This is a genomic window from Xylophilus sp. Leaf220 (genome assembly GCF_001421705.1).
Taxonomy (GTDB): Bacteria; Pseudomonadota; Gammaproteobacteria; order Burkholderiales; family Burkholderiaceae_C; genus Xylophilus.
In genome coordinates this window covers 56472-69693 of the sequence record NZ_LMKO01000008.1, presented here as the reverse complement: position 1 = coordinate 69693, position 13222 = coordinate 56472, and the positions used below count along the sequence as shown (strand labels likewise).

Annotated in this window: 11 protein-coding genes; all 11 read right to left on the bottom strand. The window is 64.7% G+C overall.

Annotation, left to right across the window (positions count from 1 at the left end; translation table 11 throughout):
- Positions 1–146: 146 nt before the first annotated feature.
- On the bottom strand, positions 147–488 hold the full coding sequence (locus ASE76_RS08160) for a Rieske (2Fe-2S) protein (protein ID WP_055837515.1): 342 nt from the start codon (positions 486–488) through the stop codon (positions 147–149).
- Positions 489–554: 66 nt separating this feature from the next.
- Positions 555–869, bottom strand: a complete 315-nt coding sequence (locus ASE76_RS08155; RefSeq protein ID WP_236698385.1) for a DUF86 domain-containing protein — start codon at positions 867–869, stop codon at positions 555–557.
- A 29-nt stretch (positions 870–898) separates the two neighbouring features.
- Entirely contained in the window at positions 899–1210 is a 312-nt protein-coding gene (locus ASE76_RS08150; protein ID WP_055837510.1) for a nucleotidyltransferase family protein, read from the bottom strand.
- Positions 1211–1260: 50 nt separating this feature from the next.
- Positions 1261–3474, bottom strand: a complete 2214-nt coding sequence (locus tag ASE76_RS08145) for an NAD(+) synthase (RefSeq protein ID WP_055837530.1) — start codon at positions 3472–3474, stop codon at positions 1261–1263.
- Between the two features lie 19 nt (positions 3475–3493).
- Positions 3494–3913: a hypothetical protein gene (locus tag ASE76_RS08140; protein ID WP_055837507.1), complete on the bottom strand. Its 420-nt coding sequence runs from the start codon at positions 3911–3913 to the stop codon at positions 3494–3496.
- Positions 3891–4481, bottom strand: a complete 591-nt coding sequence (locus ASE76_RS08135) for a nucleotidyltransferase domain-containing protein (protein ID WP_055837503.1) — start codon at positions 4479–4481, stop codon at positions 3891–3893. Before ASE76_RS08135 ends, ASE76_RS08140 begins: the two co-directional genes overlap by 23 nt.
- Positions 4482–4550: 69 nt before the next feature.
- Complete coding sequence (locus ASE76_RS08130) at positions 4551–5165, bottom strand: PolC-type DNA polymerase III (protein WP_055837500.1); 615 nt, start codon at positions 5163–5165, stop codon at positions 4551–4553.
- A 16-nt stretch (positions 5166–5181) separates the two neighbouring features.
- Positions 5182–6678, bottom strand: a complete 1497-nt coding sequence (locus ASE76_RS08125; protein ID WP_055837497.1) for a class I SAM-dependent DNA methyltransferase — start codon at positions 6676–6678, stop codon at positions 5182–5184.
- Positions 6679–6899: 221 nt separating this feature from the next.
- Positions 6900–8861, bottom strand: coding sequence for an RNA-binding domain-containing protein (locus ASE76_RS08120; RefSeq protein WP_055837494.1), 1962 nt, complete (start codon positions 8859–8861; stop codon positions 6900–6902).
- On the bottom strand, positions 8858–10381 hold the full coding sequence (locus ASE76_RS20505) for a restriction endonuclease (RefSeq protein ID WP_156362588.1): 1524 nt from the start codon (positions 10379–10381) through the stop codon (positions 8858–8860). Before ASE76_RS20505 ends, ASE76_RS08120 begins: the two co-directional genes overlap by 4 nt.
- Positions 10378–13161: a DEAD/DEAH box helicase family protein gene (locus ASE76_RS08105; RefSeq protein ID WP_055837485.1), complete on the bottom strand. Its 2784-nt coding sequence runs from the start codon at positions 13159–13161 to the stop codon at positions 10378–10380. The genes ASE76_RS20505 and ASE76_RS08105 overlap by 4 nt, the downstream gene beginning before the upstream one ends.
- Positions 13162–13222: the final 61 nt, after the last annotated feature.

Genomic DNA, 13222 nt, shown 5'->3' with positions numbered 1-13222 from the left:
CATAGAACCTCAGACATGCGCGGCCCTTTTTCCGCCTGCCGCTGCGCTCCTCGGCGCATCCCGAGGGGCTTGGGGGCGGGGTCCTTCGGCTGCTGCCGGCTGCGCGGCAGTGACGGCTGGGGCAGGCGTTGTGCAGTCTTGCTGCTTCAGCGGGTCGTGCCTGCGTCGTCTAGCCAGATGGCGCCGTCGGCTTCCCGCACCGCCAGCGCGTCGAGGCTGCTGCCCCGGCACGGGCCGCCCACGCACAGTCCCGTGTCGGGCGCATAGATCGCTCCATGCCGCGCGCACATCAGGTAGGTCTTGCTGCGGTCGAACACCTGCCGCTCGAAGTCGATCGGCACCGACGCATGCGCGCATTCGTTGACATAGCCGAACACCCGGCCGTGCCACCGCACCGCCAGCGCCGGCTGGCCCGCCGGCGTGGCGAAGGTGACGGCCAGGCCGCCTTCCTCGAGGTCGGTGGCGGTGCAGATGCGGTGGGGGGTCATGGGGCTTGGGTGGAGCGGCGTAGCCTGCGATGCTGCGCTGTTGGGCGCGCAGGAATCCTGCGCGGATCAGGGGAGGTCGTACGCATCGAGCGCTGCCAACAGCGCTTTCTCCAGCCCGGGCAGGTCGTCGTTCGCCGTTTTGAACAGCACCTCGTGCGCGACCGCTTCGTAGCCGTGGGCGAGGACGTTGCGAAGTCCGACGATCTGGCGCCACGGGATGTCCGGCATCGCCATGGTGGCCTGCGGGGCCATGCGGCTGGCAGCTTCGCCCAGGTTGATGAAAAGCTTCTCCGTCGCAAGGCACAGTACGCGGTTCTGCACGAAAGCATCCAACGGCACGCCGTGCACGAAGCTTCGCAACTCCTGGACGAACTGCAGCATGTCGGCCAGATGGGCAGGGTTGCGATCGGTCACTGCTGGAACAGGGGCGGCTGCGATCGCAGTTGCGGCTCGATCGCCCGGCGCCGGTAGGCGTTGCGCAGGACCGAGGGAAACGCCAGGTCGATCCTGCGGCCGCCGAAGGCCTCGGAGAGCTCGGCCTGCATGTCGACCAATGAGAAGCCGCTCGGGGCCTCGCCCGGTATGAACTCGACCAGCAGATCGACGTCGCTGTCGGGCCGTTCCGCGCCGGTGGCCGCGGAACCGAACAGCTGCAGACTGCGCACGTGGTAGCGGCGGCAGATGTCGTCGATTCGCAGGCGGAGGGCAGGCGCGATATGCATGGCGGGATTATCCGGCGCGCGGCGCGGGCAAGCCAGTCGCCTGCGGCCCTTCACCCCTCCTCCGGCACCCGCTTCAACTCCTCCATCCACACCACCGCCTCCGAGTCGCTCGGCGCCCGCCAGTCTCCGCGCGGCGAGAGCGAACCGCCCGAGCCGACCTTGGGGCCGTTGGGCACGCAGCTGCGCTTGAACTGGCTGGTCTTGAAGAAGCGCCACAGGAAAGTGCCCAGGTGCTTCTTGATCTCGGCCAGGGTGTACTGGTTGTGGGCGGGCAGGTCGTCGGGCCAGGTGCCGGTGCGGCGGTCGCCCCAGGCGGTGTGGGCCAGGAAGGCGACCTTGCTGGGGCGGTAGCCGTAGCGCAGGACGTAGTACAGGTGGAAGTCCTGCAGCTCGTACGGGCCGATGGTGTCCTCGGTCTTCTGGCCGGGCTGGCCGGATGCTGGGGCGGCGGCTGCCGCGGGCAGGGTGTCGCTGGCATCGGCCTGTGCGGCATCCGGTCCAATGCTATTTTTTTGATAGCTGCTGGCCGGCGCTGCAGGCCGGCCGGCGGGCGATCTTGCTTGCAACGCATCGGCCAGGTCGCCGTGCGGCACCAGCTCGGGGCTGACCTCGGTTTCGACGATGGCGCGCAGCACGGCGCTGCCCTCGGCGCCCAGCACATCCTGCTGGGCCACCCAGCCGACCAGGTGCTTGATCAGCGTCTTGGGCACGCTGGCGTTGACGTTGTAGTGCGACATGTGGTCGCCCACGCCGTAGGTGCACCAGCCCAGCGCCAGCTCGCTCAGATCGCCGGTGCCGGCGACGATGCCGTTGTGGAAGTTGGCCAGGCGGAACAGGTGGCTGGTGCGCTCGCCGGCCTGCACGTTCTCGAAGGTGATGTCGTAGACCGGCCGGCCGTCGTGGAACGGGTGGCCGATGTCCTGCAGCATCTGGGTGCAGCTGGGGCGGATGTCGATCTCGCGGGCGGTGCAGCCGATGGCCGCCATCAGCGCATGCGATTGCGCGAGCGTGCGGCCGCTGGTGGCGAAGCCGGGCATGGTGAAGCCCAGGATGTTGGCGCGCGGCAGCTGCAGCCGGTCCATCGCGCGGGCCAGCACCAGCAGCGCGTGGGTCGAATCCAGTCCGCCCGACACGCCGATCACCACCTTCTGGATGCCGGTCGCCTCCAGCCGCTGCACCAGCGACTGCACCTGGATGTTGAACACCTCGCGGCAGCGCTCGTCGCGGGTCGCGGCGTTCGAGGGCACGTAGGGGAAGCGCTCCACCCGGCGCTGCAGGCCGGTGGCGTGGTGCGGCAGCGGCAGGTCGAAGCCGACGGTGCGAAAGCCCTGCAGCGCGCCGCGGTGCTTCTGCACCGAATCGCCGAAGGTGCCCTGGCGCATCCGCTCGCGCGAGAGGCGCTCCAGGTCGGCATCGGCGCTGATCAGGTGCGAGGCGTCGGAAAAGCGTTCGCTCTCGGCCAGCAGTTCGCCGCTTTCGTAGATGAGCGCCTGGCCGTCCCAGGCCAGGTCGGTCGTCGATTCGCCGATGCCGGCCGACGAGTACAGGTAGGCCGAGAGGCAGCGCGCCGAGTGCAGCCCCACCAGCTGGTGGCGGTAGCTGGATTTGCCGATGGTGATGTTGCTGGCCGACAGGTTGACCAGCACCGTGGCGCCCGCCAGCGCGGCGTAGCTGCTGGGCGGGATGGGGACCCACACGTCCTCGCAGATCTCGACGTGGATCTTCAGCAGCGGCAGCTGCCGCGCATGGAAGATCAGGTCGGAGCCGAAGGGCACGTCGCCCTGGCCGCAGAGCGCGATGGTGGTGGCGAGCGCGCTGGTGCCCGAGTCGAACTGCCGCGCCTCGTAGAACTCGCCGTAGTTGGGCAGATACGTTTTGGGCTGCACCCCCAGCAGCCGGCCGCCCGCGACCAGGGCCGCGCAGTTGAAGAGCCGGTGCTCCACCCGCAGCGGCAGGCCGACGACGGCGACCGCCGGGATGTCGAGCGACGCGTCGACGACGGCCTGCAGCGCCGCCTCGCAGGCCTCGAGCAGGGCGGCCTGGTGGAACAGGTCGTCGCAGGTATAGGCCGACAGGCCCAGCTCGGGGAAGGCGACCACCACCGCGCCGCCCGCCGCGGCCTCGCGGTAGAGGCGAATGGTTTCGGCGGCGTTGAACACCGGATCGGCCACCCGGTTGCGCGGCACGCCCACCGCCAGGCGGGCGAAGCCGTGGCGGTAGGGGTTGGAGAAGGGGAGCGACGCGATCGCTTCGGACGGTGTCATGTGCATTCTTTCTGCGGTGTCATGGCGCGGTGCGTGCTTCGACTTCGGTCACCAGCGACAGGGCGGCGGCTGCCAGATCTTGCACTGCCCCTTCGCCCAGGTCGAAGTGGCCTTCGTATTCCGCCAGGTTGCGCTTGCGGTGGGCAGCGTCGAGCAGCCGCCAGCGCGCGGGTGGCCAGCCCAGCGTGTGCTCCAGGCACTGGAACACCGTCACCCGGTTCTCGCTTCGGTAGCCGTGCCATCGCAGCATGGCCAGCGCGGCGGCATGCGCAGCATCGTAGGCGCAGCTGAAGCGCGTTTCGAGCGAATTCGCGGTTTGGGCGACATCCGCAAGGCGGACACGCGCACGCCGCAGCATGCGGCCGATTTCCGCATCGTTGCGGGGCTCTGCTTTCAACGGGTGGATGCGAACCAGGTTATCCAGCGGCACCAAGCCCATGCGGCGACCCCCATAGCAGAAGTAATGGCTGCGCCAGAACGCGCGAAACGAAGGAGTTCGGGTCCGCCACGCGCTCCTGAAACTCCGCAACGGTGTAGCAGCTCGGATTCACCGGCCGTCCCAGCGTGCTTTCCGTCCCGGCCAGGCAAGCCAGCAGATCGCTCCAGGAGACCGTGTCGCTGACGACCAGCAGATCGATGTCGCTGGCGGCGTGTTCGGTGCCCTTGGCGACCGAGCCGAACACCAGCGCCAGGACGATCCGGTCGCGCAGCGGCTCCAGTGCCGCCTGGATCACCGGCACCACGGCCAAAGTCTTCTTGGTCAAGGACGCTATCTCGGCGAACACGGGGCTGGCGGCATTCGCGCGGTAGCGGCGCAGGTTGCCCACCCTTTCTGCCTGTGCCAGACCGCTCTGCTCCAGTCGCTTGAGTTCGCGCTGTACCGATGCACTGCCGAGCCCGGTCAACCGGATGAGCTCGTTGACGTGGAACCAACGCTCGGGCTGGCCGAACACCCAGGTCAGGACCTTGGCCTGAGCGGGCGAGAAAAGCGCATCGGCGATAGACATAGATCCAAATCTAGCATGATCATGCCAATATTTGGCTTGATTTCCGCATCGGCAGGCGACGGCGGCTGCCTATCGGTGTGCGAAGTAGCGCTGCACCACCGTCGGCAGCGCATGCCGTTGCGCCGCCTGCACCTTGGCCAGCAGCGCATGGTGCGCATGCGGCACGCCGAAGCGGGTGCACAGCTGCCGCCGCAGGTGGCCCAGCAGCGCGGCGGCCATCTCCGCATCGGCCAGCGCCCGGTGGGCCCGGCCGGTCGGCGCCAGCCCGTGCAGCGCCGCCAGCGCGCCTAGCTTGTGGGTCTTGGCCTCCGGCGTCAGCCGGCGCGACAGCAGCAGGGTGCACACGAAAGGCTGGGCGGCCGCCACCTCGGCCCGCTCCAGTTCGCTGACCCAGAAGCGCCGGTCGAACGACGCGTTGTGCGCCACCATCGGCGTATCGCCCACGAACCGCGCCGCCTCCGCCATCACCTGCGCCGCCGGCGGCGCCGCGGCCACCATCGCGTTGCTGATGCCGGTGAACGATTCGATGAAGGCCGAGATGCGTACCCCCGCGTTCATCAGGCTCTGGAACCGGTCGACCACTTTGTCGCCCTCCATCAGCACGATCGCGACCTCGGTGGCCCGGTCGCCCATCAGGGGGGAGAGGCCGGTGGTTTCGAAGTCGATGACGGCGGTGCGGGGCATGGGGAAAGCGTGCGAATCAGATCGCTTTTGCAGCTGCCGGCGGCACATGCGCCGACGCCGGCAGGCCTGCGGCGACATCACGGAAGGATGCCAAAGCTGCCTCCAGATGGTCGATGATCGCCTGCTGCAGCACATCCGGCGGCGGCAGGTCGTCCAGGTTGTCGAGGCTGTCGTCCTTGAGCCAGAAGATGTCGAGGCTGGCCTTGTCGCGCGTTACCAGGTCGGCGTAACTGAAATGCCGAAAGCGCTCGGATTCCACGCGGTCATGCCGGTTGGCCGGCTTGTAACAGTCGACGAACTCGCGCAGGTCGCCCGTGGTCAACGGCCGCGTCTTGAGCGTGAAGTGCTTGTTGGTGCGCAGGTCGTAGATCCACACGCCCTTGGTGTGCACCTTGCCATCGGCCGGCTTCTTGTCGAAGAACAACACGTTCGCCTTTACGCCCTGCGCATAGAAGATACCGGTCGGCAGCCGAAGCAAGGTGTGCACGTCGCATGTTTCGAGCAGCTTGCGCCGGATCTTCTCGCCCGCACCGCCCTCGAACAACACGTTATCGGGCAGCACCACCGCCGCCTGCCCCGTGGTTTTGAGGATGGTGACGATGTGCTGCAAGAAGTTGAGCTGCTTGTTCGACGTGGTCTGCCAGAAGTCCTGCCGCTCGTAGGTGAGCGCGTCGCGGTCTTCCTCGCCTTCGGCATTGGTGATGGTCATGCTGCTCTTCTTGCCGAAGGGCGGATTGGCCAGCACGTAGTCGAAGCGCTGCTCGGGCGCAGAGATCAACGCATCGGCGCGATCGACCGCCGGCTCCCCATCGAGCTCGCCCACGTTGTGCAGAAACAGGTTCATCAGACACAGCCGCCGCGTTGAAGCGACGATCTCGTTGCCGAAGAAGGTCTTGCTGTGCAAGAACTTCTGCTGCGTGATATTGAGCTTGAGCCCGCTTTTCTGCGTCAACCAGTCGTAGGCGCCGAGGAAGAAGCCACCCGTGCCGCAGGCCGGATCGGCAATCGTCCTCATCGGCTGCGGCCGAATGCATTCGACCATCGCCTCGATCAGCACACGCGGCGTGAAGTACTGGCCGGCGCCGCTCTTGGTGTCTTCTGCGTTCTTCTGCAGCAGACCTTCGTACAGGTCGCCCTTGGTGTCGGCGTCGAGGCTGATCCAGCTTTCGGCATCGATCAGCTGCACCAGCCGCGACAGCTTGGCGGGGTCCTGGATCTTGTTCTGTGCCTTGAAGAAGATCGCGCCCAGCATGCCTGGCTCCTGGGCCAGCTTGTGCAGCACCGCCAGGTAATGCGCTTCCAGCGGCTCGCCGGTCTTGCCCTTGAGGCTGGGCCAGTCGAAGCCCTTGGGAATGTTGGCCGGCCGGTCGTACGGCTGCTGCGCGTATTCATGCGTCAGCTTCAAAAACAGCAGGTAGGTCAGCTGCTCCAGATAGTCGCCATAGCCCACGCCGTCGTCGCGCAGCGTGTGGCAGAAGTTCCAGATTTTTTGGACGAGGGAGGAGGCGTTCATGAACTGAGGATTTATCCAGCGCAACGAGAACTCGATGGGTCTCTATCAAATGACCAGCAAGTACCCGAATTTTCCGTAAGCTGTTGATTAACAATGAATTTTTATGTCGGGGAGGCGTTTGCATACAGCTCGGGGCACTGATTTGCAAGTAACGCCACCGCCACGCCGTCACCGCCTGTTCGAGGTCTTCATCAAATGCCCGTTAGGCAAGCAGGCCGCGCTCATCCGTCGTTCTGTTCTTCCGAACTGCTGGAAGCCGCTGTGTAGGCCTGTCTCGGATCGCGCGGATTCGTGTAGGTCGTGCGCAGAACGCCTTCTCTGACCATCGGCGTGAGCGTGCGCTTGCGGAGATCGTCCGAATCGCGTTCCAGCACGTGGGCCAGCACGCGTAGCCCCAGATGGCGGCCAGAGCAAAGCGCAAGAATGCTCGCTCGAAGTGCCGATGGCGCCACGCGTCCGCGCCCCGCCACCGGCCGCCCCAGCTCTATCAGCTGGGCCTGAATCGCAGGCAAGACGGTGGCCCAGTCGAGCAAAGGCTGAACAACGGCGCCCCCCGCCAAGGCGGGCTCCGGTGGTTGCGCCGCTAGCTCCGGTGATTGGCCTGCTAGCTCCGGTGTTATGACGCCAAGCTCCGGGGGTGCAACTGCTTCATCGGCGATATCGAAGACAGTGGCCGTCAAACGCCTTTGCCAAGGCAGGAAATAAACCGTACCTCTGCCTGCGCCGTCCGGCAAAAGCAGCCCGTCGCGCACCAAGCTGCCCAACATCTTGGTCAGATCAGCGGGATGGTCCGTGCAGATCTGCTTGAGCCGGTCGTGACTCACGACCCCTTCTACTTGCGCCGTGATCAGTGCCAGGCGGGCGGTGTTCGGCAGAAAGCTGAATCGTGTGCCCAGGCGCTCTTCCAATTGCGCCACCGCATCCGCCGGCACCAAGCTGCTCATCCGCAGTTCCATCAGCGTCTGCTCGGGCTCGGGCAGTTCATACAGAACTGGGCGGCGCCAATGTTGCCCCGCCCAGTTCGTGTAGATCTTGGGGAGTCCGGAGCCTGCGTGGTCGCCATAGCCCACCAGTTGGAACATGGTCTGCAGACGCCGATTTCGGCAGTCGCTGTTGCCACCGTGAATCGCCAGCTCCGGCGGAATGCGCATGCGACCCGGATTGCGAAAGCCATACATGTCGGGCCGCTTCACCACGAGCACCGACACACGACCTGAATAGTCCGCGTGGATTAGTGTGTTGGCGAGCGCCTCGCGCAGCGCCTCATGCACGGGCGTGTCGTCCACCCGTTGCCCGTCCTGCAACTGAAACGGCACCTTCAAACCAGCGGTGAGTTTTTGATAGACCTTCCGAAAAAAGTCGTAGAGATTGCCGGACCATGTGCCATCGGGAACCAGGCGGTCGATCCAGCGTCGTTCTGTGCGGGCCTCGGGCCGCTCCTGAAAGTCCACCATGTAGTGCGGCAACGCGTCCCGGATGACTTCGGCGCGCCCGAACATGAGCAGCCCGGCGACACGCAGACCCGAAATACCCTTCTCGCGGTTCTTGCCCCATGCGCCGATTCGCTCCAGGAATTCCGGCACCGGCAACTCCGTCCACACATGGCCCGGGCGAACCGCTGCGAATCGATTGCGGTAGGCCGCCACCGATTCCATGTCCAGATCCACAAAGTCAAAGCCTTCCAGCACAAGCTCGTCGCGCGAGTCCTCCACGCGTTCGGCAAGCATGCGCCGCACCATTTCGTCATCGGCGGCGTAGTCGCCCTCGTAGCGCCTCAGCCATGTGCCGCCGAAAGGGTTGGCGCCCAAATGAACCGGTCGTTGCTGCCGCGTGGCGCGGGGCACGCGCACCTGGAGCACCGACTCACCATCCACGCGAATGGGTTGAACATCCGATTCACCGAGCAGGTTCGTGCTGACCTGTTTGCGGTTGTGCAGGTTGTCCCAAAGCGCCTTGCGCACTTTCTCAAGGTCCGCCAAGCCGACAGCCTTGAATTGACCCCGTGGCTTTTCCTGCACACCCAGCAGAATCAGGCCGCCGTCGGAGTTGGCCATCGCGCTGTAGCTGCGCCAGAAATCGTCAGGAAGCTCACCGCGCCCCTCTCGCCCCTGTGCAGCCTTGCATTCCAGATCGGCACTCTCGCCGAGTGCGATCAGTTCTTCTGTTGTGAGATTGTGGTTCATGACACATTCGCGGTTCGGCGCCCGCGCCGGGCTTTCGTTGCGCTGGGTGCCGCCCGATCGGCGCGGATGCGTTCCAGCAGCACACTGGCCGTCTCGTCGTTCGGGTCTTGCGGGACGAGTTGGCCGGAGAAGGCGGCTTGGAGGATGTTCTTGCGTTGGGCGGCGGACTGCCTTGCCGCCACCTCAATGGCTTCGTCACTGCGGTCCGCGCGCTCAAGCATTTCATGGAACTGCTGAACAGCCTCAGCGATTTCGGCTGCTGGCGGCATGGGGATAGGAAGCCCGTGCAGATCGCTCAGCGAAATTCGCTTGTGCCCGGCCGTTGATTTCGCTGCGGCCTCCAGAAGCGTCCGTACGTACCCGCTCCGAAAGCAGCAAACCAGAAAGTCTCCAAGACTACCGAACAACGGAGACACCTTTCCTCGAAAAATACGATCTGGAAACTGAACGCCCAAGATAGGTATTTGTTTGACCAACGCACAACATCCGACGTACTCGACCGAACCACTAAGCCGGGTAATTAGTAGATCGCCAAGCTCAAGGAAGTTATCAACACGATCACTTTGATCTTGTTGAAGGTAGTTCAGCGCTTGGAAGTCGATTCGGCCCGGCCGAACCGCGCTCGATTTCAAGACGGGATAGTCGGTCGGCTGCCGACCCGATGTTTCCGCCGTGCCGCTTCGTAAGTCATAGACAACTTGGTCAAGGGATGCCCAAACCCAGCTCTGAGGCAATTTCGGTAGGCCCTTCAAGGCCGGCGCCACCGGCTCCGGGTAGTTGTCGCGCCAACCCTTCGCCGGTGCCTTGCGTCGCGCTTCGAACTTGGCAAGCTGCTTGGCTTCCCACCGCGCCCGCCGCTCGCGCAGGATGCGCTCCAGCAATTGCGCACCGCTTTCCTCGGGCTCGCCGTGCTTTGCGCGCCAGGCTTCGGTCAGCCGGCCTTCGACCGCGGCCTTGAGCAGCGACTGGCGGTATTGCGCGAGCTTCTTTTGCGCCGCCTTGAGTTCGGCCACGCCGGCATCGAGGTCAGACAGCAGTTCTTCGAGTTTGTCGACGATGCGGGTTTGTTCCGAATGCGTCGGGACACGCATCGCGAAAGCGTTGATGTCACCCGGACGCACAGCCGGATAGAGCGCGCCTTGAACGACAGCGCACATGGCATCAACAAACTCTTGTGATTGAACGAGGAAATACAGGTACTTGGACACCATGTGCTTCGACCGCAACACGTGAAACCCCGTGGAACCAATTGCGCCATCTAGATGAGCCGGAACAATCGCTACCGCATTCAAGTTTGGACGGGTCATAGAAACTAGAACATCGCCAGTACTGAGCCGCTGTTTGGCCCGGCTAGGCGCGCTATCTACGGGAACAGTCTGTGGCGCCTCAACCGTCTTTCGTTCGCGATCAATGCTTCCGATGTCGACATAAACGAAATGGTCCCCTTTGACCGGGCCAGTCTGATCAACGGACTCGTTTGCAACTTCGCCCAGGTTTGCATAGCCCTCATCTTTGCTCACGCCACCAACTCCAAATTCATCTCATCCATCAATGGATCCAGTTGTTCGCCAAACACGCCCCATGCCTTCTGCAGTCCACCCTTGGCCGCGAACGCCGCGTAGTTGAAATGTGGCCGCCCGATCGCGCAGCTCGACGCGATATGGTCTTTCATCAGTCGCAACCAATCCATCTGCTCCGGCGTGAACGCAGTCGCGCGCTGGCCGTTGTGGCGGAACACCCAGTCGGCAAAACGCTTGTCGACCTCATCGGCAAAGGGCCGCAACTCGGCGCCTTCGCCGTCCATGCCCGACGCAAAGCGCACCAGCGAGATCAGGTCGGTCAACTGCCGCTGCCGGTCCGCGCCCTTGACCCGGTTCGCGTGCACGCGCGCATAGGCGCTCCACAGGCGCTCGGTCGTCAGCATCAGCGGCGGGCGGCTTAGCTGCTCGTGCAGGTCCTCGATCATCCCGAAGGTGAGCGCGCGGCGCTGATAGGGCTGCTGGTAGAAAAAGCTCAGCGCGCCGATCTCGTCGTGGTGCGCGGCCAGGTAGTCGCTGAAGGTCTGGATGACCTTGCGGGCCTCGTCTTCGGCCTGCGCGCTGTAGCCGGCAAAGGTCACCTGGTCGAGGTTGATGTGGTCGATGAGCTGCTCGCGCTCGCGGCGCGCGCCTTCGATCTGGTCGCGGAGTGCTGGCTGGTCGAAGGGCGCGCAGGCGGCGGCCACGCGCTGGTTGCGGGCTTCTAGCAGCTCGTCGGCCGTGAGCGTGGATTCGTCGCGCGTGACGCCGCGCGCGTGCGCGGTTGCGAGTGCGGTGGCGGCGATGCGGTCGGGGTCGAGTGCGACGATCAGCGCCTTGCCCAGTTCGCCGACCGGTACGCCGCCTGCGGCCTTCTCGATGCGCGCCTTGGCCTTGTCGTCGAGTTGCTTGGAAAGGCGCACGAGGCGGTTGGCCAGGCTCACCACGGTGTCGTCGTCGCGGTGGCCCATCGCCACGCCCTGCAGCAAATCCTTCAGCGCCATGCCGGGCTTCTTCTCGAGCGGGCGGCTTTCGGTCTTGAGCGACTTCTCGACGCCCACCGCATCGATCAGCACGAAGCGGGTCTTGGCGCTGTCGGCGCTGTTGCTCACGCGCTGCAGGTCGTCGAAGCCCAGGCTGCGCACGCCCCGGCCTTTCATCTGCTCGTAGTAGCCCTTGCTGCGCACGTCGCGCATGAAGAGCAGCACTTCGAGCGGCTTCACGTCGGTGCCGGTGGCGATCATGTCCACCGTGACGGCGATGCGCGGGTGGTAGTCGTTGCGGAAGTTGCTGAGGATGGTGTCGGCGTCCTCATCGGAGCGGTAGGTCACCTTCTTGCAGAACGCGTTACCCTGGCCGTAGACCTCGCGCACCATCTGGATGATGTCGTCGGCGTGGCTGTCGGTCTTGGCGAATATCAGCGTCTTGGGCACTTCCTTGCGGTTCGGAAAGATGGTGGTTTCCACCGCCGTCTTCATCGCCTGGATCACCTGCCGGATCTGGCTCGGGTTGACCACCGAGCGGTCGAGCTCCTTGCCGGTGTAGGCCGCGTCTTCCTCTGTCTCTGCCCAGCGCTTCTTGCGCGTCTGGCGGTCGCGGTGGTCGATCCATTCCTTGGCGGTGAGCAGCGCGCCCTTCTGGGTGACCTCGGTTTCGATCTCGAACACGTCGTAGCCGACGTTCACGCCGTCGGCCACCGACTGCTCATAGGTGTATTCGGCGACGATGTTCTCGTTGAAGAAGCCGAAAGTGCGCTTGTCCGGCGTGGCCGTCAGGCCGATCAGGGAAGCGTCGAAGTAGTCGAGCACCTGCTTCCACAGGTTGTAGATGCTGCGATGGCATTCGTCGATAACGATGAAGTCGAAGGCCTCGACCGGCAAGTCAGCGTTGTAGCGCACCAGCTTGGCCTGCTTCGGAAGTTGCTGCACTTCATTGAGAGACACGTCTTCGGCCGACTCGTCGATGGGCTCGCCTGACAGCACCGAGTACATGCGCTGGATGGTGCTGATGACGACCTGCGCATGGGGGTCGATGCTGCTCGAGGCCAGGCGCTGCACGTTGTACAGCTCGGTGAACTTGCGGCTGTCGTCGGGCGGCGTGTAGGCCATGAATTCCTGGTGCGCCTGCTTGCCGAGGTTGCGCGTGTCGACCAGGAACAGCACGCGCTTGGCGCCGCCGAACTTGAGCAGGCGATAGACCGAAGTGATGGCGGTGAAGGTCTTGCCGGCGCCGGTCGCCATGTGCACCAGCGCACGCGGCTTGTTGAGCGCCAACGACTTCTCGAGCCCAGTGACGGCACTGACTTGGCAGTCGCGCAGGTTGCGCTCCGGCAGTGCGGGCATACGTTCGGCGAGGCGGCGGCGCAGCGTATCGGGTTGGGCCAACCATTCGGCCATCTGTGCAGGCCGAAAAAAATGGAACAGCTCGCGCGAGCGCGGGGCCGGGTCGCGGCCATCGGTGAAGCGGATGACCTGGCCCGTGCTCTCGAATAGGAAAGTAAGCGGCGCTGCCTTCAGGCGCCATTTGAGCGTGCTGCCGGCGTAGCGCGCAGTCTGCTCCTCGACGAACGTGAGGATGGTGTTGTCGGGCTTGGCCTCTATGACGCCGACCGCCTCTCGGTCGATGAACAACACGTAATCGGCTGGGCCGGTATCGGTCGGATACTCGCGAACAGCAACGCCAAGAGCTGCACCGAGGTTGGCCTGTCGGCTGTCCTGCACCATCCAGCCTGCCTGCGCCAGCTTGTCGTCGATCTGCTGGCGGGCTTTGGCTTCGGGTGTCATGGTGGCCTCTTTAACGAAGAACGAAACGGGCTTCGCATTGCGCGATCCTTCGCTGGTCGCA